The 25,268-nt window shown below is 70.3% G+C and carries 22 protein-coding genes; 12 read left to right on the top strand and 10 right to left on the bottom strand.

The window, feature by feature from the left end; translation table 11 throughout:
• Positions 1-3 precede the first annotated feature (3 nt).
• Positions 4-801 (top strand): hypothetical protein, encoded by a 798-nt coding sequence (locus E1P53_RS18450; protein ID WP_244941224.1) that lies wholly within the window; start codon positions 4-6, stop codon positions 799-801.
• Positions 802-809: 8 nt separating this feature from the next.
• Here the strand turns inward: E1P53_RS18450 and E1P53_RS18445 are convergent, their stop codons facing one another.
• A complete protein-coding gene (locus tag E1P53_RS18445) occupies positions 810-1,817 on the bottom strand; it encodes an enoyl-CoA hydratase/isomerase family protein (RefSeq protein ID WP_131735129.1) in 1,008 nt (335 codons plus the stop codon).
• 262 nt (positions 1,818-2,079) lie between these two features.
• Between E1P53_RS18445 and E1P53_RS18440 the strand changes: the two genes are divergently transcribed.
• The 5 genes from E1P53_RS18440 to E1P53_RS18420 all read left to right on the top strand — a co-directional run bounded on the left by E1P53_RS18440 (position 2,080) and on the right by E1P53_RS18420 (position 7,683).
• On the top strand, positions 2,080-3,663 hold the full coding sequence (locus E1P53_RS18440) for an ABC-F family ATP-binding cassette domain-containing protein (RefSeq protein WP_131735128.1): 1,584 nt from the start codon (positions 2,080-2,082) through the stop codon (positions 3,661-3,663).
• Between the two features lie 173 nt (positions 3,664-3,836).
• Complete coding sequence (locus tag E1P53_RS18435; RefSeq protein WP_006900466.1) at positions 3,837-4,964, top strand: MBL fold metallo-hydrolase; 1,128 nt, start codon at positions 3,837-3,839, stop codon at positions 4,962-4,964.
• Between the two features lie 87 nt (positions 4,965-5,051).
• Entirely contained in the window at positions 5,052-5,813 is a 762-nt protein-coding gene (locus E1P53_RS18430; protein WP_006900465.1) for a crotonase/enoyl-CoA hydratase family protein, read from the top strand.
• A 79-nt stretch (positions 5,814-5,892) separates the two neighbouring features.
• Entirely contained in the window at positions 5,893-6,792 is a 900-nt protein-coding gene (locus E1P53_RS18425) for a LysR family transcriptional regulator (RefSeq protein WP_131735127.1), read from the top strand.
• Between the two features lie 6 nt (positions 6,793-6,798).
• Positions 6,799-7,683: a LysR family transcriptional regulator gene (locus E1P53_RS18420; protein ID WP_131735126.1), complete on the top strand. Its 885-nt coding sequence runs from the start codon at positions 6,799-6,801 to the stop codon at positions 7,681-7,683.
• Positions 7,684-7,770: 87 nt separating this feature from the next.
• On the opposite strand, the gene E1P53_RS18415 is transcribed toward E1P53_RS18420, so the two are convergent.
• Both E1P53_RS18415 and fabG read right to left on the bottom strand, forming a co-directional pair.
• Complete coding sequence (locus E1P53_RS18415; RefSeq protein WP_006900462.1) at positions 7,771-8,994, bottom strand: acetyl-CoA C-acetyltransferase; 1,224 nt, start codon at positions 8,992-8,994, stop codon at positions 7,771-7,773.
• Between the two features lie 50 nt (positions 8,995-9,044).
• Entirely contained in the window at positions 9,045-9,803 is a 759-nt protein-coding gene (gene fabG / locus E1P53_RS18410; protein WP_006900461.1) for a 3-oxoacyl-ACP reductase FabG, read from the bottom strand.
• Positions 9,804-10,038: 235 nt separating this feature from the next.
• Here fabG and E1P53_RS18405 point away from each other — a divergent pair, with 235 nt between their 5' ends.
• Positions 10,039-11,232 (top strand): acyl-CoA dehydrogenase family protein, encoded by a 1,194-nt coding sequence (locus tag E1P53_RS18405; RefSeq protein ID WP_131735125.1) that lies wholly within the window; start codon positions 10,039-10,041, stop codon positions 11,230-11,232.
• A gap of 66 nt (positions 11,233-11,298) precedes the next feature.
• On the opposite strand, the gene E1P53_RS18400 is transcribed toward E1P53_RS18405, so the two are convergent.
• Positions 11,299-12,063, bottom strand: a complete 765-nt coding sequence (locus E1P53_RS18400) for an SDR family NAD(P)-dependent oxidoreductase (RefSeq protein WP_131735124.1) — start codon at positions 12,061-12,063, stop codon at positions 11,299-11,301.
• Between the two features lie 38 nt (positions 12,064-12,101).
• Positions 12,102-13,235 carry a thiolase family protein gene (locus E1P53_RS18395; protein ID WP_131735123.1) on the bottom strand — a complete coding sequence of 378 codons (1,134 nt, stop codon included), beginning with the start codon at positions 13,233-13,235 and terminating at the stop codon, positions 12,102-12,104.
• 334 nt (positions 13,236-13,569) lie between these two features.
• On the opposite strand from E1P53_RS18395, the gene E1P53_RS18390 reads away from it, so the two are divergent.
• From E1P53_RS18390 to E1P53_RS18375, 4 genes are all read left to right on the top strand, one after another.
• Positions 13,570-14,766 (top strand): acyl-CoA dehydrogenase family protein, encoded by a 1,197-nt coding sequence (locus tag E1P53_RS18390; RefSeq protein ID WP_131735122.1) that lies wholly within the window; start codon positions 13,570-13,572, stop codon positions 14,764-14,766.
• Positions 14,767-14,813: 47 nt separating this feature from the next.
• Entirely contained in the window at positions 14,814-15,971 is a 1,158-nt protein-coding gene (locus E1P53_RS18385) for an acyl-CoA dehydrogenase family protein (protein ID WP_131735121.1), read from the top strand.
• 208 nt (positions 15,972-16,179) lie between these two features.
• Entirely contained in the window at positions 16,180-17,064 is an 885-nt protein-coding gene (locus tag E1P53_RS18380; RefSeq protein WP_131735120.1) for an SGNH/GDSL hydrolase family protein, read from the top strand.
• A 57-nt stretch (positions 17,065-17,121) separates the two neighbouring features.
• Positions 17,122-18,939, top strand: a complete 1,818-nt coding sequence (locus E1P53_RS18375; protein ID WP_131735119.1) for an ABC-F family ATP-binding cassette domain-containing protein — start codon at positions 17,122-17,124, stop codon at positions 18,937-18,939.
• 4 nt (positions 18,940-18,943) lie between these two features.
• On the opposite strand, the gene E1P53_RS18370 is transcribed toward E1P53_RS18375, so the two are convergent.
• From E1P53_RS18370 to E1P53_RS18360, 3 genes are all read right to left on the bottom strand, one after another.
• Positions 18,944-20,083: an alpha/beta fold hydrolase gene (locus tag E1P53_RS18370; RefSeq protein WP_006900453.1), complete on the bottom strand. Its 1,140-nt coding sequence runs from the start codon at positions 20,081-20,083 to the stop codon at positions 18,944-18,946.
• An 87-nt stretch (positions 20,084-20,170) separates the two neighbouring features.
• A complete protein-coding gene (locus E1P53_RS18365) occupies positions 20,171-21,121 on the bottom strand; it encodes a 4-(cytidine 5'-diphospho)-2-C-methyl-D-erythritol kinase (protein ID WP_131735118.1) in 951 nt (316 codons plus the stop codon).
• Positions 21,122-21,218: 97 nt separating this feature from the next.
• Positions 21,219-21,887, bottom strand: coding sequence for an HAD family hydrolase (locus E1P53_RS18360; protein WP_131735117.1), 669 nt, complete (start codon positions 21,885-21,887; stop codon positions 21,219-21,221).
• 151 nt (positions 21,888-22,038) lie between these two features.
• Here E1P53_RS18360 and E1P53_RS18355 point away from each other — a divergent pair, with 151 nt between their 5' ends.
• Positions 22,039-23,031 (top strand): LLM class F420-dependent oxidoreductase, encoded by a 993-nt coding sequence (locus E1P53_RS18355; RefSeq protein WP_131735116.1) that lies wholly within the window; start codon positions 22,039-22,041, stop codon positions 23,029-23,031.
• 105 nt (positions 23,032-23,136) lie between these two features.
• On the opposite strand, the gene rsmA is transcribed toward E1P53_RS18355, so the two are convergent.
• Complete coding sequence (gene rsmA / locus E1P53_RS18350; protein ID WP_109237143.1) at positions 23,137-24,039, bottom strand: 16S rRNA (adenine(1518)-N(6)/adenine(1519)-N(6))-dimethyltransferase RsmA; 903 nt, start codon at positions 24,037-24,039, stop codon at positions 23,137-23,139.
• A complete protein-coding gene (locus tag E1P53_RS18345; RefSeq protein WP_181954862.1) occupies positions 24,003-25,148 on the bottom strand; it encodes a resuscitation-promoting factor in 1,146 nt (381 codons plus the stop codon). The genes rsmA and E1P53_RS18345 overlap by 37 nt, the downstream gene beginning before the upstream one ends.
• Positions 25,149-25,268 lie beyond the last annotated feature (120 nt).

Raw genomic sequence — 25,268 nt, 5'->3', positions numbered from 1 at the left:
CCGATGAGGCTTCCCAGCGTGTGCACCCGCGCCCTCGGCGTGCTGGCCTCGGTCTCGGCGGTGGCCGTCCTCGTCGGAGGGTGCGGCGCAGACGAGCCCCCGAGCGCCGGGTCGTCGGCGACGACCACGACCCCGGCCTCGCGCCCCGTCGATCCGGAGGCGTGCGCACAGACCCCGCCCCAGGGTTCGGTCGACCGCAGCGGCCAGAACCTGAAGTTCTCGACCGGGAGCATCCGAATCGCGATCTCGCAGGCTCCCCCACCGCCCGGATCGCCGCCCGGGGCCACCACCTCGGCGACACCCAAGGCGACGGAATCCGGCGCGCCGGGACCAGATGCCGAACCCGAGTCGCGCTGCTACGAGTTCGAGCGCTGGGGCCCGCAGCAGCCCGACGTCCCTCCGGACTCACTCCTGTTCGTGTTCAAGGGCGCCGGGACCGACGGCGCCCAGATCGAGTTCGTCATCAGCGAACTCACCGGAGGGATCGTCCCGCCCGCGGGCGGCGGTCCCCGTCCGACGGCCGGCCCGCTGCTGCGGCCGATCAACGCGCAGATCGGTGTGTCGGTCGACGGCGTCTACCACCACTCGCCCGCCTGTCAGCTCGCGCTGACCGCGATGTCGGGCAAGCTCGCGGCCGGCTCGTTCACGTGTCCGGCGGCGACGCGGGTCGACGCGAATCCGTTCGCTCCCGACGACGACGTGCCCTTCGACGCGGACGAGTCGTCGGCGGCGCCGCAGCCGGATCCGGGGGCGACGGCCGACACCGTGCTCCTCGGCGGCTGGTTCGAGCTCAGGCCGTAGCGAGCGGACTACACCGACTCGCCGACGATACGCGCCACCAGCTTCGGGTCGACGTCGTCGACGGAGGCCGGATCGAACCTGGGGTTGCGATCTTTGTCGACCAACACCGCCCGCACGCCTTCGGCGAAGTCGTGCGTCTTCGTGATCTGTTCTGCCGCATGCAGTTCGCGGTCGAAGCACTCGTCGAGACCCGAGTGGGCGCCCGCGTCGAGCATCGCGGCGGTGACCCAGAGGCTCGTCGGCGAGGCCTTCTCGAGCAGTCCGACCATCTCCTGCGCCCACTCGTCGCCGACCGCGCCGCGGAGGCCGCCGATGATCGCGGCGACGTTGTCGTCGGCGAAGTACTCCCCGATCTTGCGCAGCGGCACGTCGCTGGTTTCCGACGTCCCCGACTTCGCCAGCGCGTCGACGAGGTCCTCGCCGGCGCGGATCGATCCGGCGACCGCGGGCAGATCGGCCGAGGACACGAAATGCGTTGCGAGACCGATGGCCACGGCGTCGATGCCGTGGATGCGGGCACCGGTGAGACCGAGCCACATGCCGACGCCCTCGGGCAGCCGGGGCAGGAAGTAGGTGGAGCCGATGTCCGGGAAGAAGCCGATCGCGGTCTCGGGCATCGCGATCATCGCCTTCTCGGTGACCACGCGGATCTCTCCGTGGACGCTGATGCCGAGGCCTCCGCCCATCGCGGCGCCGTCGATGAGGGCGACGTAGGGCTTGGGGTATTCGGCGATCAGCTGGTCGAGCCGGTACTCACTCCGGAAGTACCGGCTGATGGCGGCGGAGTCCCCGTTCAGCGCGTACTCGCGGATCGACTTGATATCGCCGCCCGCGCAGAAGGCGCGGTCGCTCACCGAGGTGACGAGGACCGTCTCGATCGAGTCGTCGTCGCCCCACTCGCCGAGAGTCCGGTACATCTCGTCGATCATGGTCTGGTCCAGCGCGTTCAGGGCCTTCGGCCGATCGAGGACGATCTCACCGACGCCGTTGCTCACCGAGGTGCGGATGAAGGACATGCCCTCAACCGTAGCGATGTCACCGGTGGAGGCGACGCGGTGGGGAAAACCGGCGGTGGGAGCGCGGGTCGGGAAGAACCCGGCCGGGAAGTACCCCGTCGAGAAAACCCGTTGGCAGGCCACGCGTGCCGCGCTACCGTGGAGTTGTCGTCGCCTTCGGCGGCTTCCCGACATGCGAGGAGTGATCTCACACGATGAACAGCTGAAGTGGCCCCGGCCGGCGTGATCTCGCCGGTGAATCCCGACCACTTCAGGAGTCCGTGTGTCTGCTTCCACCTCCCCTTTCCGCAACCCGTCGACCGCATCGTCGGTCTTGTTGTCCGATGTCTCGTTCGCCTGGCCGGACGGCACCGCCGTCTTCGACCACCTCGACCTCACGCTGAACGCGGGGACGTACTCGCTCATCGGCGCCAACGGCGCAGGCAAGTCGACGTTGCTGGCGCTGCTCGCGGGTCGCCTCGAACCGGCGTCGGGCAGCATCACCCTGTCCGCCGGTGCCGACGCCGAGGTGGGCCTGGTGACGCAGGACCCGCAGTCCGATCCGCGCGCGACGGTCGACGCCGCACTGGGCATCGCAGACGTCCGGTCGGCGCTTCGCCGCATCGAGAACGGATCGGTCGACCCCGACGACTTCGAGATCGTCGGCGACGAGTGGGACGTCGAAGAACGGGCCCTTGCCCTGCTGGCACAGATGGGCCTGCCGCCCGACCTCGACCGCGCCGTCGGCTCGATGTCCGGCGGCGAGGCGACGCTGCTGTCCATCGTGGCGGCCCTCATGCGGCGCCCGTCGCTGCTCCTGCTCGACGAGCCGACGAACAATCTCGACACCGACTCGCGTGCACGGCTTTTCGACGCCATCGAACACTTCGCCGGCACGGTCGTCGTGGTCAGTCACGACCTCGAGCTCCTCGAACGCGTGGATGCCACCCTGGAGCTGTACCGGGGCGAGGTGCGGGTGTTCGGCGGCCCCTACTCGCATTACCGCGAGGTCGTCGACGCCGAGCAGCAGGCCGCGGCGGCAGCGGTCGCCAACGCCGCCGGTGACCTGCGCAAACAGCGGCGCGAGCTCGTCGAGGCGCAGATCAAGCTCGATCGCCGCGCTCGAACCGCAGCCACCGCGGAACGCGAGAAACGGGTGCCGAGGATCATCGCGCACAAGCGCCGCAGCGAGGCCCAGGTGTCGGCGGGCAAGCTGCGGAACATGCACCGGACCGACGTCGACGAGGCGGCCACACGCCTCGACGCCGCGCGCGAGGAGGTCCGCGACGACCGCACCGCGCGGATCGTCGTCCCCGAGGTCGAGGTCGCCCCGCGCACGCAGGTCGTCGTCGACGACCGGCTGCGCGTCGACGGGCCCGAGCGGATCGCGCTCACCGGCCCGAACGGAGCGGGCAAGTCCACGCTGATCGCCGACCTGATCGACCGCGAGCGGATCGTCGTGCCCTACGCGTTCGTGCCGCAGCAGATCGTCTTCGACGACCCGTCGGCGTCGATCGCCGGGCATGTCACGGCACGCCATCCCGACATCTCCACCCAGGAGGTGCGGGCGCACCTGGCGCGATTCCTGTTCCGCGGCAACCGCGCCGAACGCACGCTGGGCGAGCTGTCCGGGGGCGAGAAGCTGCGGGTCGCACTCGCCGACGCGCTCCTCGGCGACCCGACCCCGAAGCTGCTGATCCTCGACGAGCCGACCAACAACCTCGACCTCGACACGGTCACGCAGCTGGTCGGGGCATTGGAGAGTTGGCGGGGCGCCCTGGTGGTCGTGTCCCACGACGCGGGGTTCCTGGCGCGGATCGGGATCGAACGGCGGGTCGTGCTCACGCGGCAGGAGCGAGCCCGGTGAAGAACCTCCGGTTCTCCCCGGCCGGCAGGTCCGGCCCGCAACCTGGCGATCCATAGGTTGTCCCTCACGGCCCCTGAGCCGCGGCCCCATTGAGCGCGCCGCCTCATCCGTGGTCGGATGAGTTGTTGCGCAACACATGAGGGGCGCGTGCCGCGCCGGACGCAGGAGGTCTGATGACCGCGATCGAGGTGACCGGTCGACGTCAGCAGCAGGCCTGGGCCGACAAGGTCCTCCCGCCGGTGGAGGAGGTCCGGCCCGGCCTGTGGTCCATCCCGGTCCCGATGGGCCCCAATCCGCTGCGCTACGTCCTCGTCTATGCGCTCGCGACGCCCGACGGCGGTCTCGCGCTCATCGACGTCGGCTGGCCGTCGGACGAGTCGTGGGATGCCCTCGTCGCGGGCATCCGCGGCACCGACCACGACATCACCGACGTACACACCGTCGCCGTCACCCACCTGCACCCCGACCACTTCGGGCTCGTCCCGCGCCTTCTGGAGCACACCGACGCCGAGCTGTGGATGCACCGCGACGACGCCCGCCATCTGCGGTACCACTCCGACGACGAGATCGAGCGGCAGCTCGACGCGGCGCGTGCCGAACTCCGCGACCTCGGAGCCCCGCCCGACGTCGCCGACCTCGGCTTCATCGACTTCGTGCGGCTGCCGGACGGTCGCACCATCGACCGCGAACTGACCGGCGACGCCCCGCTGGAGGTCGACGGCTGGAACCTGCGCGCGATCTGGACACCCGGCCACACGCCTGGTCATCTGTGCTTCGTCGACGACGACGCGGGCGTGATCTTCACCGGCGACCACCTCCTGCCGCGCATCAGCCCGAACGTGGGCACCAATCCGATGCAGAACGACTCTCCGCTCGCCGACTACCTGATCTCGCTGGCGAACACCGAGAAGATGCGCGACCACGAGGCCCTGCCGTCGCACGAGTATCGGTTTCGCGGACTCGGCGCACGCGTGACGGGCATGCTCGCCCACCATGAGGATCGGTTCGCCGAGATCACCGAGGCCGTCGTCGCCCGGCCCGGGTCGACGGCGTGGGAGATCACCCAGGCCGTCACCTGGTCGCGCCCGTTCGCCGACCTGAACCTCACCATGAAGCGTCTCGCCCTGCGCGAGACCGACGCTCATCTCCTGGTGCTCCGCGAGCGCGGCGTCCTCACCGCGACCGAACCCGGCCGCCTGTCCGACGAGGCGACCGAGCCGGGGCGCTGGTATCCGGCCCCGGTGCCCGAACACCGTGCCGCCGAACGCCCGGCCGCAGGCGGTCCTGCCCTTTCGACCTGACCGGCGAGACCATTCGCCGACGGTCCGCGGTGATCTGCGGATCGACGACCCCGCAACAAACAACCCGCAACAACAGGAGAGTGATCCATGAGCGCTGTGCTCACCGAGTTCGCCGACGGCGTCGCCGTCATCACCATCAACCGCCCCGAGGCCAAGAACGCGGTCAACCTGGAGGTGTCCGAGGGCATCGCCGCGGCGATCGACGAACTCGAGAGCCGCGACGACCTGACGATCGGCATCCTCACCGGGGCGGGCGGCACCTTCTGCGCCGGCATGGATCTCAAGGCCTTCGCACGCGGCGAGCAGGTGTCGCTGCCCGACCGCGGATTCGGCGGTCTCACCGAGGCCCCGCCGAGCAAGCCGCTGATCGCCGCGGTCGAGGGCTGGGCGCTCGCCGGCGGCTGCGAGCTCGCGCTGTCCGCCGACCTCGTCGTGGCGGCCGAGAACTCGAAGTTCGGCATCCCGGAGGTCAAGCGCGGCCTGGCCGCCGCGGCCGGAGGCCTGCTGCGGCTGCCGAAGATCCTCCCATACCAGCTCGCGATGGAACTCGCCCTCACCGGCGATCCGCTGACCGCCGAGCGCGCACACCAGTTCGGACTGGTCAACCGGGTCACCGAGCCGGGCAAGGCCCTCGACGGCGCCCGCGAGCTCGCGGCCACCATCGCCGCCAACGGCCCGCTCGCGGTCAAGGCCACCAAGCAGGTGACGTCGATGGCGATCAACTACACCGACAAGGACCTCATCAAGAAGCAGTGGGAGTACCTGACACCGGTCTTCGCCTCGGAAGACGCGCAGGAAGGCGCCCGCGCCTTCGCCGAGAAGCGCGCGCCCCAGTGGAAGGGCCGCTGAGCAACACCGCCCCCGCCGCCCGACAGGCCGGCGGCGGGGTCGCTCCTCCCCGTGTGGGTGACTCACTAGAGTGACCGGTGTGGACCTGCACCTGGTGACCTACTTCGTCGCGGTCGTCGACCATGGTGGGATCACGAAGGCCGCACAGTCGCTCTACATCTCCCAGCCGTCGCTGTCCCAGGCCATCCGCACCCTGGAGAAGCGGCTGGGTGTCACCCTGTTCGATCGCGCCGGGCGTCGTCTCGAACTCACCGAGGCCGGACGCAGGTTCGACGATGCCGCCCGGCGCATCCTCGCCGACGTCGACCGCGCCAAGCAGAAGGTCGACGCGGTGCGGGAGCTGAAGGCGGGCCGGGTCGACGTGGTCACCTACTCCGCCTTCAGCATCGACCCGCTCGTCGACGTCGTCCGCCTCTTCCGCGAGCGGTTTCCGCGTCTCGCCGTGCGCGTCCTGGCCACCGACGGACCCGCCGGGGTCCTCTCGGCCCTGCGCGCCGGCGACGCCGAGATCGGCGTCATGGATTCCTCCGCGGAGCACGCTACCTTCACCGCGATACCGATCACCGAGCAGGAGCTCGTCGTCGCCGCCGCTCGCGACCTGGTGCGCGATCTCCCGGACACCGTGCCGCGCAACGCCATTCGTTCGGTCCCACTCGTCATCGACCACAGCGACCAGAACACCGCCGCCCTGTTCGCCGATCTCGTCGACGACGAGGCCCGCAACGTCGTCGTCGACTGCGCGATGCCGGCCGCGGTCTGGAGCCTCGTCGAACACGGCACCGCGGCAACGGTTCTCCCACGCACGGTGGCCTTGACGCAACTCGCGGGGGCCCGGCATCTGACGCTCGATCCCCCGTTGCGCCGGCCGTGGGGTCTCGTGCTGCGGTCGGGTCTGCCCTCGCCGGCGGCGGTGGCCTTCATCGCCGCGGCACGAGCGCACGCCGGGATCGACTCCGCACCGGAACACCGGGATTGGTAGGGGATCGTGGAACTACGTCAGGTCGAGTACTTCCTCGCCGTCGTCGAGAACCAGGGAATCGGCGGTGCGGCAACGGCTCTCGGAGTCGCTCAGCCGACCGTCTCCCAGGCGCTGCGAGCGCTCGAGCGCGAACTCGGCGTGCAGCTGTTCCACCGGATCGGACGCGGGATGGTGCTGTCGGCCGCGGGCCGGACGATGGTCGGCCCGGCCCGGCAGATCCTCCGCGACGTCGACGCGGTCACCGACCTGCTCGCCGCGCACGAGGACGAACTCACCGGCCACCTGGAGCTGGTCGCCTCCCCCGCGACCGCCGTCGGCGAGGTGGTGGACCTCATCGCGCGGTTCCGGGCACTCTACCCGCGCGTGACGGTGCGTCTCGGCGAATTGCGCGACGAGACGCGTGCCGCGCAGACCATCGAAGACGGCAACTGCGAGTTCGCGGTCGCCCACCTGCCCATCGCCGGCGACGGACTCGAGGTCGTCGTGCTCGGCGAGAAGGAGTACGTGCTGGTCTATCCCGAGGGCACCGAGGTGCCCGACGGCCCCATCCCGCTGGGCGACCTGCCCGACGTCCCCATGGTGTTCGTGCCGCGCGGCCATTCCGTCGGCGACGAACTCGAAGAGGCCATGCGCGTGGGCGGCCGACGCCCGCCCCTCGCCGTGCTCTCCGAGCACCGCGAGGAGCGACTTCCCATGGTGCAGGCCGGGATCGGGGGCACCCTGGTCGACCGGTCGATGGCCGAGGCGGTCGCCGACCGGGTCGTGGTCCGGGAAACCGAGCCTAGATTCGTCCGACCGTTCGCGATCGCCTTCGACCCGGCATCGCTGTCCCGGGCAGGTCAGGCGTTCGTGGAAGTCATTCGCGGACAGGCGAGACCAACCGCCGACTAGCGCACCCGGACGGCGCCGACGCCGCGTACGGAGGACTGGAACACCGGGCCCCACCGGCTCGTCGGCCGATGGGACCCGGTGAGTCTGTCAGGCGACGCGCTCGAACACCGCGGCGAGGCCCTGGCCGCCGCCGATGCACATCGTCTCGAGTCCGTAACGTCCCTCGCGGCGGTGCAGCTCGCGGGCGAGCGAGGCCAGCATGCGCCCGCCGGTGGCCCCGACCGGATGACCGAGCGAGATGCCCGAGCCGTTCACGTTGGTGCGGTCGAAGTCGCCGCCCTTGCCGAAGCGGCCGAAGCCCCACTCCCGGGTGACGGCGAGCGCCTGGGCCGCGAAGGCCTCGTTGAGTTCGATGAGGTCGATGTCGGCGAGCGTCAGCCCCGCCTTGGCCAGCGCCTTCTCGGTCGCCGGCACCGGGCCGATGCCCATGGTGCGCGGCGGGACCCCGGCCAGCCCCCACGAGACGAGCCGGACGAGCGGACGCAGCCCCAGGCTCTCGGCCACCTCGGAGGTGGTCACGATCGCCATCGACGCGGCGTCGTTCTGGCCGCTGGCGTTGCCCGCGGTGACCGTGGCCTCCGGGTCGGTCTTGCCCATGATCGGCTTGAGCTTCGCCAGCGACTCGAGCGAGATGTCCGGGCGCGGATGCTCGTCGGTGTCGATGATCTGATCGCCCTTACGGCTCGGAACGGTGACCGGGACGATCTCCTCGGCCAGCACTCCGTCCTTCTGTGCGCGGACCGCTCGCAGGTGCGATTCCAGGGCGAGCTCGTCCTGTTCCTCGCGGGAGATCTCGTACTCCTTGCGCAGGTTCTCGGCGGTCTCGATCATGCCGCCGGGCACCGGGTGGAACCGGCCGCCCGCGGTCGAGCGGGCACGGACCAGGCTGTCGTGCATGGTGACGCCGGTTCGCGCTGCGCCCCAGCGCATGTCGACGGAGTAGAACGAGGCGTTGCTCATCGACTCGGTGCCGCCGGCGACGACGAGGTCGTTGTCACCCGCCGACACCTGATAGGCGGCCTGGATGACCGCCTGCAGCCCCGAGCCGCAGCGGCGGTCGATGTGCATGCCGCCCACCGTGATCGGCAGTCCGGCGTCGAGCGCGACCACCCGGCCGATGGCCGGCGCCTCGCTGTTGCCGTTGCAGTGGCCGAGGATGACGTCCTCGATCTCCTCCGGGTCGATGCCCGTCCGCTCGATGAGACCCTTGAGTGCGGTGACGCCCAGGTCGACCGCGGTGAGGTCCTTGAACATCCCGCCGTAGCGCCCGATCGGGGTCCGGACCGGCTCGCAGATGACGACGTCTCGCATGGTTGACCTTTCGGAAGAGACTGTTCGGATGGGACGGCTGGGATCGCCGTTCACATGAAGCGGCCGCCCGTGACCTCGAGGACCGTGCCGGTCATGTACGAGGACATGTCCGAGGCCAGGAACAGCGCGACGCTCGCCACCTCGGCGGGTTCGCCCGCACGCTGCATCGGGATCTCCGACATCTTCTGGTCCCAGGCCTTCTGCGGCATGGCCTCGGTCATCGCCGAGCGGATGAGGCCGGGCTGGATGGCGTTCACGCGCACCCCGTGGTGTGCCATCTCCTTGGCCGCGGCCTTGGTCATGCCGACGATGCCGGCCTTGGCGGCCGAGTAGTTGGTCTGGCCCACCATGCCGACCTTGCCCGACAGCGACGAGATGTTGACGATCGCCCCGCGCTTGGCCTCGCGCATGATCGCCGCGGCCTTGCGGGTGCCGTTCCAGGTGCCCTTCAGGTGGACGGCGATGACCAGGTCGAAATCCTCCTCGGTCATCTTCCGCATGGTGGCGTCACGGGTGATGCCGGCATTGTTGACCATCACGTCCAGGGAGCCGAATCCCTCCACCGCCTCGGCGAGAAGCGCGTCGACCTCGTCGGCCTTCACGACGTCGCACCTGACCGCGCGGGCGACCTCGCGCCCGCCGAGCCCGTCGGCGGCCGCCTGCGCGGCGTCGAGGTCGAGGTCGCCCAGGACCACCCGGGCGCCCGCGTCGACGAAGGCGCGGGCGATCTCGAGTCCGATGCCCTGGGCGCCGCCGGTCACGACGGCGGTGCGTCCATCGAGCAGCGGCTGCGCGGCGGTGGAAGACATCTTCGGGTCCTTTCGGTGGACTTCACGCGGTGGACGTGGCGCTCTCGGTGGCGTCTCGCTCGGTGTCGCCTCGCGGACCGGCACGCCGTCGCTCGGCGGGTGCGCCCGCGGCGATGTCTGTAATCTAGCCCGCTCCGGCCGCATCTCGGGCCTGCCGTCTCATACGCAACGGCTATCGGAGCGATCCCGCTTTCGTATTGGACCGCCCACCGGCCCACGGGAAGAGTGGGACACCATGACCGGAGTGAACCAGCGAGCCGGCTCCCAGGTGAGCGACGAGGACTTCGCCGACATCCTGTCGGCGACCCGCGAATTCGTCCGAGGCGTCGTCGTGCCGCGCGAGCAGGAGATCCTCGACACCGACGCGATTCCCGACGACATCCGCCAGACCGCCAAGGACATGGGGCTTTTCGGCTACGCGATCCCGCAGGAGTGGGGCGGCCTCGGCCTGGACCTCGCGCAGGACGTCGAGCTGGCGATGGAACTCGGCTACACCTCGCTCGCATTGCGCTCGATGTTCGGCACCAACAACGGCATCGCCGGTCAGGTGCTGGTGAACTTCGGGACCGACGAGCAGAAGTCGCGCTGGCTGGAGGAGATCGCTTCCGGCGAGGTGGTCGCGTCGTTCGCGTTGACCGAGCCCGGCGCGGGCTCCGACCCCGCAGGCCTGCGCACCAGGGCCGTGCGCGACGGTGACGACTGGGTCATCACCGGAGAGAAGCGGTTCATCACCAACGCCCCGCTGGCGAACCTGTTCGTGGTGTTCGCCCGGACCCGCCCGGCCGACGAGAGCGGCACCGGCATCGCGGTGTTCCTGGTGCCGGCGGACTCCCCCGGCCTCACCGTCGGCGCCAAGGACCGCAAGATGGGCCAGGAGGGCGCCTGGACTGCCGACGTCCACTTCGACGGTGTGCGCGTACCGGATTCGGCACTCGTCGGCGGCAGCGAGGATGTCGGTTACAAGGCGGCCATGCTGTCGCTGGCCCGCGGCCGCGTGCACATCGCCGCGCTGTCGGTCGGCACCGCCCAGCGTGCGCTCGACGAGTCCGTGGCGTGGGCGGCCACCGCCACCCAGGGCGGACGACCGATCGGCGAGTTCCAGCTGGTCCAGGCGATGCTCGCCGAGCAGCAGACCGGGGTGATGGCCGGCCGCGCGATGGTGCGCGACGCCGCCCGCGCCTGGGTGGAGAACACCGATCGCCGCACCGCGCCGTCGGCGGCGAAGCTGTTCTGCACCGAGATGGTCGGCAAGGTGGCCGATCTGGCCGTCCAGATCCACGGCGGCAGCGGCTACATGCGGGAGGTCCCGGTGGAGCGGATCTACCGCGACGTCCGCCTGCTCCGGCTCTACGAGGGCACCAGCGAGATCCAGAAACTGATCATCGGGCGCAACCTGTTCAAGCAGGGACTGAAGAACGCGCAGCGCTGAGCAACCGCCGACGACACGGCCCGGCGTCGCGACGAGTGCGACCCCGGGCCATCGTGTCGTGCGATGTCAGCGCGGCGCCATCCGGATCGCGCCGTCGAGACGGATCGTCTCCCCGTTGAGGTAGGTGTTCTCCAGGATGTCGGCGGCCAACCGGCCGAACTCCTCCGGCCGTCCCAGCCGCGACGGGTTGGGAATGCTGGCCGCCAGCGAGTCGCGCACGTCCTCACGCAGGCGCGCGAGCAGCGGCGTGTCCATGGTGCCCGGCGCGATGGTGTTGACCCGGATCAGCTTGCTCGCCAGGTCGCGCGCGGCCACGATCGTCATGCCGACGATGCCGGCCTTGGACGCCGCGTAGTTGATCTGCCCGATCTGCCCCTCGAAGGCGGCGACCGAGGCGGTCATGACGATCGCGCCCCGCTCGCCGTCGATCGGCTCCTGACGGGCTATGCGCTCGGCGCCCAGCGACAGCGCCAGGAACGACCCGACCAGGTTGAGGTTGATGACGAACTCGAAGTCCTCCACCGATCCGGCCTTGCCGTCCTTGTCGAGGATGCGCATCCGCCGGCCCGCTCCCGCGCAGTGCACCAGACCGCGCAGGCCGCCGCGCTCGTCGGCGACGTCGAGTGCCGCGGCGAACTGTTCGGCATCGGTGATGTCGGCCGCGGCGAACACCGCCGCCGGGCCGAGTCTCTCGGCGACCGCCGCGCCGTCGGACGTCGGCAGGTCGATCAGGGTGACCAGGCCGCCGGAGTCGACGACGCGCTCGGCGGTGGCGAGGCCGAGACCGGACGCGCCGCCGGTGATCGCGACGGACGTGCCCTTGAGCTCCATCGGGTTGTCGTCCCTTTCGGTCGTGGGTGGAATCCGGATCAGACGAGTTCGAGGATGGTGGTGTTGGCCATGCCGCCGGCCTCGCACATCGACTGCAGTCCGTAGCGGATCCCGTTGTCGCGCATGTGGTGAACGAGCCGGGTCATGAGGATCGCTCCCGACCCGCCGAGCGGGTGGCCGACGGCGATCGCGCCGCCGAGCGGATTGAGGCGGTCGAGATCGGCGCCGGTCTCCGCCTGCCACGCCAGCGGCACCGGCGCGAAGGCCTCGTTGATCTCGAAGGCGCCGATGTCGTCGATCGACAGGCCGGAACGCTTGAGCGCCTTCGCAGTCGACGGGATCGGGCCGGTCAGCATGATCACCGGGTCGTCGGCGGCGACCACGGCGGTGTGGATGCGGGCGATGGGCGACAACCCGTGCGACCTCGCGATCTCCGAGGTCGTGATGAGCAGCGCCCCCGACCCGTCGGAGATCTGCGACGAGTTGCCCGCGTGGATGACGCCGTCCTCGGCGAACGCGGGCTTGAGGTTGGCCATCGTCTCGAGGGTGCCGCCACGCCGGATCCCCTCGTCGCCTTCGAGGACGCCGGGGATCGGGGCGAGCTGGCCGTCGAAGGCGCCGCGGTCGGTGGCCGCTGCCGCGAGTTCGTGCGAGCGCAGGGAGTACTCGTCGAGGCGGGTGCGGTCGAAGCCCCACTTCTTGGCGATCTCCTCGGCGCCGAGGCCCTGGCTGAAGCGGTCGACGCCGTATCGGTCGAGGACGGTCGCCGGCTGGTGCTCGCCGCTGGGGGCCGCGCTGCCCATCGGCACCCGGCTCATCGACTCCACGCCGCCGGCGATCACGATGTCCTGCTGGCCCGAGATGACCGCCGCGGCGGCCATGCTCACCGCCTGCTGGCTCGACCCGCACGCCCGCGTGACCGTGGTGCCGGGCACCGACTCCGGCCAGCCCGCGGCGAGGATCGCCGTGCGGGCGATGTTGCCGGCCTGCTCGGAGGTCTGGCTCACGCATCCCCAGACGACGTCGTCGACGACGGCGGGATCGATCCCGGTGCGCTCGACGAGTGCCTCGAGGACGTGGGCGGACAGGTCGGCCGGATGGATTCCGGACAGGGCTCCGCGGCGGCGTCCGATCGGGGCGCGCACCGCGTCGACGATCACTGCATCGCGCATGGGATCTCCTCGAGTGATGGGTTCGGATGGCTCGGGTACGTACGCCGCCGTGGCGTGGAACACACTGCGGCCCATCCGAGCCGACCACGCGCGAGCGGCGGCGGACAAGTCGATTCCCGCTCACGGACGATGAGGCGTTGCCTATGGCTCGCCGCCGGCACGTCCGGGCAGCGGTTTCGCGTCGGCGGCGGAACGGGCCGGCGATCATTGGCAGGTGCTATCGCACCGTTAGCCCATCGCGTCTTCTTCGCTCGGCGCGCGGCGGGCATGCTGGGGATGTTGCGTTCCGCCGGTGCCGCCGCGCCGATTCATGCAGGGGAGAGAACCGAGCACCATGACCCGTCTCGCGCAGACCCCGGGCCTCACCGACGTCCAACAGGAGATCGTCGCCAACGTCCGGTCGTTCGTCGACAAGCAGATCATCCCGAACGCGCAGGAGCTCGAGCACGCCGACGACTATCCGCAGGAGATCGTCGACGACATGCGGGAGATGGGGCTGTTCGGGCTGATGATCCCCGAGGAGTACGGCGGCCTCGGGGAGTCGCTGCTCACCTACGCGCTCTGCGTGGAGGAACTCGCCCGTGGATGGATGAGCATCTCCGGCGTCATCAACACCCACTTCATCGTCGCCTACATGCTGCGCCGGCACGGCACCGACGAGCAGAAACAGCGATTCCTCCCCCGGATGGCCACCGGCGAGGTGCGCGGCGCGTTCTCGATGTCCGAGCCCGAGCTGGGCTCGGACGTGGCGGCGATCAAGACGACCGCCAGGCACGACGGCGACACCGGCTACGTCATCACCGGGCAGAAGATGTGGCTGACCAACGGCGCCTCGTCGACCCTGGTCGCAGCCCTGGTCCGCACCGAGGAGGGCGCGGACAAGCCGCACCGCAACCTCACCACCTTCCTCGTCGAGAAGCCGGCGGGCTTCGGCGAGGTGCTGCCGGGCGTCACGATCCCGCGCAAGCTGGAGAAGCTGGGCTACAAGGGAATCGACACCACCGAGCTCATCTTCGACGGTTACCGCGCGTCGGCCGACGACATCCTCGGCGGCGTGCCGGGCAAGGGTTTCGGACACATGATGGACGGCATCGAGGTCGGCCGCGTCAACGTCTCGGCCCGCGCATGCGGTGTCGCACAGCGGGCCTTCGAACTCGCGATCCGCTACGCGCAGCAGCGTTCCACCTTCGGCAAGCCGATCGCCGAGCACCAGGCCATCGCGTTCTCGCTGGCGGAGATGGCGACCAAGGTCGAGGCCGCGCACCTGATGATGGTCAACGCCGCGCGGCTCAAGGACTCCGGCGAGCGCAACGACGTCGCCGCCGGGATGGCGAAGTACCTGTGCAGCGAGTACTGCGCCGAGGTGACCCAGGCGAGCTTCCGCATCCACGGCGGGTACGGCTACTCCAAGGAGTTCGAGATCGAGCGCCTGATGCGCGACGCCCCGTTCCTGCTCATCGGCGAGGGCACCAGCGAGATCCAGAAGCAGATCATCTCCAAAGGCCTGTTGCGCGAGTACCGCGAGCACTGAATTCCCGACCTCGACTCGCAAGGCACACAACCCGTTAGGACATCTCCATGCAGCGTCGCATCTTCACCGAGGACCACGAGGCCTTCCGCCGGACGATCCGGGACTTCATCGCCAAGGAGGTCGTGCCGGTCTATCACGACTGGGAGAAGCAGGGTAACCCGCCGCGCGAGTTCTACAACCGCCTCGGCGAACTCGGCGTCCTCGGCATCGAGGCGCCCGAGGAGTTCGGCGGCGGCGGGGTCAAGGACTTCACCTACTCGATGGTGATCGCCGAGGAGACCTCCGCCGCGGGCGTCACGTTCGGCAGCTACTCGGTGCACTCCAACCTGATCCTGCCCTACCTGATGGAGTACGCGACGCAGGAGCAGAAGGAGCGCTGGCTGCCCGGATTCTGTTCCGGCGAGCTGATGTTCGCGATCGCGATGACCGAGCCCGGCACCGGGTCGGACCTCGCCAACATCTCGACGACCGCCAGGCTGTCCGAGGACGGCTCGCACTACGTCCTCGACGGCGCCAAGACCTTCATCACCGGCGGAGCGCTCGCCGACCGCGTCCTCGTGGTCGCGCGCACCTCCCCGTTCGATCCGGCGAATCGTCGTGCGGGCCTGTCCATTCTGGTCGTCGACACCTCGTCGGAGGGATTCTCGGTCGGCCGGAGGCTGGAGAAGATCGGTCTCAAGGCCTCCGACACCGCCGAGCTGTCGTTCGACTCGGTGAAGGTGCCCGTCTCCGACCGGCTGGGCGAGGAGGGCGCCGGTTTCACCTACCTGACCCACAACCTCGCGCAGGAGCGTCTCACCATCGCCATCGGGGCGTCGGCCACCGCCGCCGCGGCCGTCAAGCACGCGATCGACTACACGAAGGAGCGCGACGTCTTCGGCCGGCCGGTCGCGTCGTTCCAGAACACCAAGTTCGTGCTCGCGGAGTGCTCGGCCGAGGTGGAGGCCATCCGCGCCATCGTCGACCGCGCCCTCGAGCTCCACAACGCCGGTGAGCTGACGGTCCCCGACGCCGCCCGCGCCAAGTTGTTCGCCACCGAGACCGCCGGGCGCGTCATCGACAAGTGCCTGCAGCTGCACGGCGGCTACGGCTACGTGCTGGAGTACCCGATCGCCCGGCTCTACGCCGACACCCGCGTCACTCGCATCTACGGCGGCACCAGCGAGGTCATGAAGACGATCATCGCCAAGGATCTGGGGCTCTGACGGCTCCTCGTCGTCGATCTCGTCGCGTGGCGTCCCGGTCTGCGGGACAAGGCGCGACGTGATCGGCAGCGTGTCACGTTCCCCGTAACGCCGGGCTCGCAGATCGCGACATCCGTCCCGAAGGCTGCACTCGTGACGCGCCCTGAGCGCCACGAGAGGCGTGCCTTAAGATTTCCTGAGCGATCAGCGAGAAGGTGCGGAGAACAACTTGGTGCGGGAGTATCGGCGCGGCTGGCGCCTGCTGGTGACGGTCCTGTTGAGCGCGTTCGTGACGACGCTGGTCATGACGACGGCATCCCCCGCACAGGCCGCGCCCGTGCGCTACACCGGCGGCCCGTACATCGCGATGGGCGACTCGCGCGCCTCCGGCGCCTTCTACAGCCTGAACCCCGCGTACTTCAACGGATGCAAGCGCTCGACGCTGAACTACCCGCGGTACGTGGCGATGATGACGCTGCCGCGCCACTTCGTCGACACCTCGTGCTCGGGTGCGCAGTCGGTCCACCTCTACCGGCAGCCCCAGCACACACCGGGCGGGACCAAGCCCATCCAACTGAACTCCGTCCCGCGGGACGCGCAGCTGATCACCGTCAGCATCGGCGGCAACGACATGCAGTGGATGGCGGTCCTCAACCAGTGCAAGATCAGCCGGCCGTTCACCGACCGAGGCTGCCGGCACAGCGCACGCCTGGAGAACGAGGTCAGGACGCGCATCCAGCGGATGGAGGACCGCGTCACCCCCGCCTTGAGCGCCATCCGCAAGAAGGCCCCCCGGGCGCAGATCATCGTGGTCGGTCTCGGCGGATTCATCGGCAACAACGGCTGCTGGCCGCTCGTCCCGCTCAGCGACCCCGACGCCCGGTGGATGCGTCAGGTCTTCAACCGCGCCAACGACGCGCTGGCGCGGGCCACGCGCAAGGTCGAGGGCAAGTTCGTCGACGCCAATCGCGGCTCGGCCGGCCATGACGCCTGCAACGTGGTCAACCCGTGGTACGAGAGCGCGCTCTCGAAGAAGATCGCGCTTCCCTACCACGTCAACCAGGCGGGCTCCCTCGCGATCGCCATGATGGTCAACAACGCGATCCGCCGGTAGCCCTGCCACGACGATCCGCCGGAGCCCGGGCCGCGACCGGTCACTAACCTGGTCGGCGTGGCTCATCTTCTCGGCGCGGAAAACCTCGGACTCGAATACCCGACGACCAAGGTCTTCGACTCGGTGTCCCTCGGCGTCAACGAGGGCGACCGCATCGGCATCGTCGGCCGCAACGGCGACGGCAAGTCGAGCCTCCTGGCCATGCTCGCCGGCCGCAAACAGCCCGACTCCGGCCGGGTGACCGTGCGCGGCGGCGTCCGCATCGGCGTCCTCGACCAGGTCGACCGCTTCGGCGACGACGAGACCGTCGGGCACGCCGTCGTCGGCGACCGCCCCGAACACGAGTGGGCCGGCGACCCGAAGGTGCGCGACGTCATCGGCGGACTCCTGCGCGACGTGGACTGGGAGGCGAAGACCGGGTCGTTGTCGGGCGGTCAGCGGCGCCGCGTGTCGCTCGCGCGGCTCCTGGCCGGCGAACACGACGTCCTCGCCCTCGACGAGCCGACCAATCATCTCGACGTCGAGGCCATCACCTGGCTCGCCGAACACCTCAAGCGACGCTGGCCGGCCAACCAGGGCGGCCTGCTGGTCGTCACCCACGACCGCTGGTTCCTCGACGAGGTGTGCACCATGACGTGGGAGGTCCACGACCGGATCGTCGAGCCCTTCGAGGGCGGGTACGCCGCCTACATCCTGCAGCGCGTCGAACGCGACCGGCAGGCGGCCGCCACCGAGGCCCGCCGCCAGAACCTGGCCCGCAAGGAGCTGGCGTGGCTGCGTCGGGGCGCCCCCGCCCGCACGTCCAAGCCCAAGTTCCGGGTGGAGGCCGCCAACGCACTCATCGCCGACGTCCCACCCGTCCGCGACAAGGTGGCCCTGCAATCGCTGGCCATCTCGCGTCTGGGCAAGGACGTCGTCGACCTCCTGGACGTCTCGGTCTCCTACGGCGACCGCGAGGTCGTCTCCGGCATCGAGTGGCGCCTCGGCCCCGGCGAGCGCACCGGCATCCTGGGTGTCAACGGCGCGGGCAAGTCGACACTGCTCGGCCTGATCGCGGGCACGGTCGAACCGACCGGCGGAACCGTCAAGCGCGGCAAGACCGTCAAGGTCGCCACCCTGACGCAGCGGCTCGACGATCTCGAGAAGTACCTCGACGACCCGGTGCGCGTGGTGATCTCCAACCTCAAGGCCACCTACTCCTTCGGATCCGGCTCGAAGGCACAGGAACTCACGCCGTCGCAGCTTCTCGAACGGCTCGGCTTCGACACCGCCCAGTTGTCGACGCCGGTCCGCGACCTGTCCGGCGGCCAGAAGCGGCGCCTCCAGCTGCTGCTCATCCTCCTCGACCAGCCGAACGTGCTGATCCTCGACGAGCCGACCAACGACCTCGACACCGACATGCTCGCCGCCCTCGAGGATCTCCTCGACTCGTGGCCGGGCACCCTGATCGTTGTCTCCCACGATCGCTACTTCCTCGAGCGCGTCACCGACCAGCAGTACGCGGTGCTCGACGGCAAGCTGCGTCACCTGCCCGGCGGCGTCGACGAGTTCCTGAAACTCCGTGCGGCCCAGGAGAAGGCGGAGTCCTCGCCGAGGTCGGGCCCGATGTCGCCGGACGCCCCGGCCGACAAGAGCGGCGGCGGTTCGTCCCTCAGCGGCGCCGAACTGCGTGCGGCGAGCAAGGAGCTGGCGTCGTTGGAACGACGGATCGACAAGCTGCACACCAAGATCGACGACGCCCGTACCGCCCTCGCCGACCACGACCAGTCCGACTATCAGGGTCTGGCCGCCGAGACCGAGCGCATCCGCGAGATGGAGGCCGAACTCGCCGACCTCGAGGAGCGGTGGATGGAGCTGGGCGAAGCACTGGAGTGAACGGCTAGCGCCCGAACGCCTCGCGGATCGCGCTCATCACGTCGGGCAGCGATCCCTCGACGACGCTGCTGTGGTTTGCCCGGGCGTAGGTCTTGAGGTCGACGTCCACGCCGCCGCGGCTCATCGCCGACCGCAGCACGCGGCTCAGCGGGTACGGCAGGACCGGGTCGAGCAGGCCGTGCGCGATGGTCACCTTCGACGGGTAGCCGGAGGTCGGCACCTCGGCGTAGTCGCGCAACGCGTCGCGGAACCGGGAGTCGGCGGTGAACGCCGACGCCACCAGCGACCCCGGCGACACCGACCGCAGCGCCTCGACCACATCGCCGTTGCAGCGGCCGCGCGAGCGGTCCAGGAGACGTCTGCCGCTGTCGGTGAGGAAGTCGGCGACCCGCAGGTCGGGGTGGGCGTGGTCGAGACCCGACAGCATGTAGAGGAACGGCGCGCTGAGGACGTTGAGCGCTCCGAGCCCCGGGACGCGCGGACCGAAGACCCGGAAGAGCTCCTCCAGCGACGAGGCCGGGGCGATCGCGACCGTGCCGGCGACCGGCAGTTCCGGCGCATACCTCGGCGCGCGATGCGCGGCGTGCAGGGCCGCGTGCCCGCCCTGCGAATGCCCGACCGACACCCAGCGCGTGCCCAGCGAGTCGTCCACCGACCGCGCCGCGCGGATCATGTCGATCACCGAGTGCGCCGCCGCGGCTCCCCCGAGGTAGTCGGTCTCCCCGGCCGAGCCGAGTCCGGCGTAGTCGGTCGCGGTGACCGCATAGCCCGCCTCCAGCGCCGCCCGGACCGGCGCCTCGACTCCGTCACCGAGTCGGTGCTTGGTGGGGGCGCATTCGTCGGCGATGCCGACGGTCCCATGGGCCCAGGAGACGACCGGCCAGCCGCCGGCGGGCGGCGTGCCGCGCGGAACCCAGTAGACCCCGCTCGCCATCGCGGGTCGCCCCCGCTGGTCGCGGGTGGCATAGGTGAGGCGGGTCCCCTCCGCCGCCGCCGACGGCAGCTCGGCCGCGGGGACCTCCTCGGTGGTGAACACGAATCCGTTGGCGGGTGCCGCGGCCGTGGCCGACGGGGTCGCCACCATCGCGATGCCGACCAGCATCGCGGCGACGAACGACGTCCACGTCAGGGCTCTGCGAAACACCCGGTCAACTGTAATGGCAGTCGGCGTCGGTCCAGGTCAGGGGATTCGCACACGACAAATCGGGCACTCGGAGGTGCACGCCGAGGGTCAGCCGTCGCCCAGCACGCGGGTCCCCGGCGCCGGGCCGCTCGCGGTGCGCACCGACCGCGCGACGCCCGCGCCGGAGAGTTCGGCGGCGACGTTGACCGCCGACTGTTCGTCGGCGCACAGGAACGCACACGTCGGCCCGGACCCCGACACGATGCCGTTGAGGGCGCCGGCGTCGACCCCGGCCCGCAGGGTCCGACGCAGGGAGGGTTGCAGGCTCAGCGCCGCGGGCTGGAGGTCGTTGTACAGCAGCGGCGCCACCGCGTGCGGATCGCCGGATGCGAGTGCCTGCATGAGTTCGTCGGGGCGCCGGAGCAACTCGTCCTCGTCGAGGTCCTGCCCGGACCGGCTCTCGCGCAACCGATCCAGCTCCCGGTACACCGCCGGTGTGGACAGGCCCTCGCGGGCCAGCGCCAGCACCCAGTGGTACTCGCCGCGCGACAACACCTGCATCAGCTGCTCCCCGCGTCCGGTGCCCAGCGCCGTGTTGCCGTGCAGCGCGAAGGGCACGTCACTGCCCAGGTCGGCCGCGATCTCGGCCAGCTCGTCACGGGAGATGTCGAGTTTCCACAGCTGCGCCAGGGCCACCAGGGCGCCTGCTGCGTCCGCACTGCCGCCGGCCATGCCGCCGGCCACCGGGATCGTCTTGTCGATGTCGATGGCGACCTTCGCCGGCCGTCCCGCCCAGTCGGCCAGCGCCACCGCCGCACGCGCCGCGAGGTTCGACGAGTCGGCGGGAACGGAGTTCGCCCCCTCGCCGCGCACCGCGATGGTCAGATCGCTCGCACGGGCGACGCGGATGTCGTCGTGCAACGACAGCGCCTGGAAGACGGTGACCAGATCGTGGTAGCCGTCGTCGCGCCGTGGACCCACCCCGAGATGGAGGTTCACCTTCGAGGGGGCACGCGCGATCACGGAGCCGGAGACCACCGACAGCGACGTTGGCGACACAAGTGACCAGCCTAGTACCGGCACCCGCCGTCCGTGCCCGGCCGACACGGCCGCGCCGCGCCGGAGGCCGGCGCCGTCGGCCGGTTGCGTCAGCGACTCACGGCCGCCAACCCCGCTCCGCCAGTTCACCGACGTGTTCGACCACGAGCACCGCGCCGGCGTCGCGCAGTTCCGCCTCGGCGAACCCGCCCGACATCACGCCGACGCAGTCGGCCGGGAGCCGGTGGGCCGAGGCGACGTCCCACACCGTGTCGCCGACGACGACCGCCCTGGTCCCGCCGGACTGCTCGAGCGCGACGGACAGGATGTCGGGGGCAGGCTTCGACGAGTCGGCGTCGTCGGAGGAGGTCACCGCCGCGAGCGCATCGCGGTCGAGGTCGAGCACTTTCAGTGCGGCGTCGGTGAATTCGGCCTTGCCCGAGGATGCCAGTGCCACTCGGAGGCCGCTGTCGACGAGCGACCGGACGAACTCCCGCGCACCGGGGCACGGGCGCAGGTCCCCGACCATGCCGCGGTAGTGCCGCTCCCAGTCGTCGCGCAGGGTGTCACCGAGCGCCTCCTCCACATCGGCACCGCAGATCTCGGCGACGAGCCGATCGCCGCCCATGCCGATGGCCCGGTGGACCCGCCACCACTGCGGCGCGAGGTCGCGCCCGGTGAAGGCCTTCATCCACGCCACGGCGTGCAGGTAGGTGGAGTCGACGAGGGTCCCGTCGACGTCGAGCAGGACGGTGTCGACCGCCGTGGCGTCGTCACCTGCGAACATCGCACCCGTTCTCCGACTGTTCATGGCGCGCCGTTTACCCCGGTCCCGGTGTGGCTACACCCGAGAGACCGGTCTGGCCACACCCCGTGTGACCGCGTGGCCACACCAGACGTGACCGACCCCCGACACGATCCCGACCCCAGGAGCCCACATGCCAACCCGATTCGGCTACACCCTGATGACCGAGCAGGCCGGACCCAAGGACCTGGTCCGCTTCGCGGTCGGCGCCGAGGAGGCGGGCTTCGACTTCGAGGTCTCCAGCGACCACTACTTCCCGTGGCTGTCGTCGCAGGGGCACGCGCCGTACGCGTGGTCGGTGCTCGGTGCGGTCGCGCACGCCACCGAACGGGTCGAGCTGATGACCTACGTCACCTGCCCCACCGTCCGTTACCATCCGGCGATCGTCGCCCAGAAGGCGGCAACACTGCAGATCCTCGCCGACGGCCGGTTCACGCTCGGTCTCGGATCGGGCGAGAACCTCAACGAGCACGTCGTCGGCCAGGGGTGGCCGTCGGTAGCCGACCGTCAGGACATGCTGGCCGAGGCCATCGAGATCATCCGGAAACTCCACACCGGCGACCTCGTCGACTTCCGCGGCGAGTTCTTCCAGGTCGACGCGGCGCGGATCTGGGACCTGCCGGACACTCCGGTCCCGCTCGGGGTCGCGGTCGCCGGCGACGCCGGGATCGAGACGTTCGGGCCGCTCGCCGACCATCTCATCGCGGTGGAACCGAACGCCGGGCTGATCGAGTCGTGGAACGCCCAGGAGGGCACCGGGACGATCGACGGCGAGAAGACCCGCGCCATCGGGCAGATCCCGATCAGCTGGGGACCGGATCGGGATGCCGCCGTCGAGCGGGCACACGATCAGTTCCGCTGGTTCGCCGGAGGCTGGGATGTCAACGCCGACCTGCGCACCACGGCCGGATTCGCGGCGGCGACACAGTACGTCACGCCCGACGACGTCGCGGAGAACATCCCGTGCGGCCCCGACCTCGACCGGATCGTCGACGCGGTGAAGCCGTACTGGGAGGCCGGGTTCACCGATGTCGCACTGGTCCAGATCGGCGGCGAGACCCAGGACGAGTTCCTCCGCGAGGCCGCACCCGAACTCCTGGAGAAGCTGCGCACGGCGTCGAGCTGAGGCGGTTCGGCGGCATCGTGATCTCGCCGGGGCTCATTCGGCCGCGGTGTCGTTCCGAGTCCGTCCTGCGAGGCCGTGCCGCCCAGGGCAAGCGGGGACCGCGGGTCAGTCGGTGGTCGCCAGCCGGACGAAGTCGGCGACGTCGAGCTTCTCGCCGCGGATGCCGGGGTCGATCCCGGCGGCGCGGAGACGCCGCTCGGCCTCGACGGGCGAGCCCGCCCATGTCGCCAGGGCCGATCGCATCGTCTTGCGCCGCTGTGCGAATGCGGCGTCGATCGCATCGAAGACGCGCTGCCTGAAGTCCGGATCGGTGGGGTACTCGTCGGTGCGCTCGATGCGCACGAGCCCGGACTCGACCTTGGGCTCGGGCCAGAACACGTTGCGACCCACCGCGCCTGCCCGGCTCACCCGCCCGTGGTAGCGGGCCTTGACGCTGGGCACGCCGTAGGTCCGGCTCCCGGGAGGGGCGGCCAGACGGTCGGCGACCTCCGCCTGGACCATGACCAGCGCCGTCCGGATCTCCGGGAACAGCCCGAGCAGATGCAACAGGACCGGCACCGAGACGTTGTACGGGAGGTTGGCCACCAGCGCGGTCGGCACGGCGGGCAGATCGTCGCGGGCGACCTGGAGGGCGTCGGCGAGGATCACGTCGAAGTTGCCCGCCTGCTGCGGCGCGTACTCCGCAATGGTCTGCGGGATGCGTTGCGCGAGAACGGGATCGATCTCGATGGCGACGACCCGTCCCGCGACGCCGAGCAGCGCGAGGGTCAGCGAGCCCAGACCCGGACCGACCTCGAGGACCACGTCGTCGGGACCCACGCCCGACGCGGCGACGATGCGGCGCACTGTGTTCGCGTCATGGACGAAGTTCTGTCCGAGCGTCTTGGTCGGACGCACGCCGACCTCGGCGGCCAGTTCGCGGATCTGCGCGGGTCCGAGGAGTCGCGGCTCCCCGCCCGGCGTCACCTCGCTCAGCGGAGGCCCAACTTGGCCGAGCACGACGGCCAGGCGCCCCAGCCCTGGGCGGCCTGGGTCTTCTTGGCGATCGCGATCTGCTCCTCACGGGTGGCGAGGTCCGCACGCGGTGCGTACTCGAGGCCGCCCCAGCGCTCCCAGGTGTTCTGGTCGAACTGCACGCCACCGTAGAAACCGTTGCCGGTGTTGATGTTCCAGTTGCCGGTGGCCTCGCACTGGGCCAGCGCATCCCACACCGAGCCCGGCGGGACGTACGGCGCACCCGGCCTGGTGCCGACGCGGACGGTGGCGGGCACCGGCTCGGTGAGCACCTCGCTGTTCAGCTTGTCGCGCTTGACGACCTTGCCGTTGACGGTGGTGACCTTGTAGGTCACGCGCGCCTGGCCGGGGACCCCCTTCTTCTCCACCACCTTGCGGTCGCGGACGAGGTTCGGGTCTTCCTTCTTGACCTCCGGCGGGGCCACCGCCTCCTCGACGGTGACGTCCTCGGTCTTGATGCGGGTGACGACGATCTTCAGGTTCGGGGTGACCTCGGTGTCGGCGGCCGGTTCCACCTTGTCCTCGGGGCCGAGCGGCGTGCCCAGCTCCTCGAGCAGGTCGGCCACCGTGTGGGCCGCCACGGTCGGACGCTTCTTGGCGCCGCCGTCGATGAGGTTGACCGGCTTGGGCAGCGCGACGTCGACCAGACCACCCTCCACCGGGAGCTTGTTCCCGGCGAAGTCGGACTCCTCTGCGGCCTCGGTCAGACCACGCTCGGCGAGCAGTTCCTCGACCGTCGCGGCGTTGGTGATCACGACCTCGCGCTTGCCCTCGACCTCGAGGGTCAGCTGCTTGAGGCGGTTCACCTTGACGACCTGCCCGTCGCCGAGGCCGGCATCCAGGCCGGGATAGACCTTGTCGCCCTCGCCTGGGGCCAGGCCCTCGGACTCGAGGAGGCTCTCCACCGACATCGCCATGGTCGACACCTGACGGGTGTTCCCGTCGACGTCGATGGTGACGGTCTTGTGCATCGAGACGCCGATCGCGCCACCGGCGGCGACGGTCGCGCAGACGGCTCCGACCGCCAGACGGGCTCGCAGGGAATCGGTCCCGTTGATACGGGCGAACACCGACTTGGGCGAGGTGGAAGGTTCGGAAGGCAAGGGCACAACAATCTGGTCGGGAACAGGGGCACCACTGCGACCAGTCGTCTCATCCTCTGCGACACGCACACGCACCGCGTCGTGTACCGCCGTCAGCCGGACGAAGCACTCTGGCCGAGC

It is taken from the genome of Gordonia paraffinivorans (assembly GCF_900683595.1).
In the GTDB taxonomy this organism is placed as follows: domain Bacteria; phylum Actinomycetota; class Actinomycetes; order Mycobacteriales; family Mycobacteriaceae; genus Gordonia; species Gordonia paraffinivorans.
The sequence above is the reverse complement of the archived record's forward strand: the minus strand, read 5'-3'. Positions and strand labels throughout refer to the sequence as shown.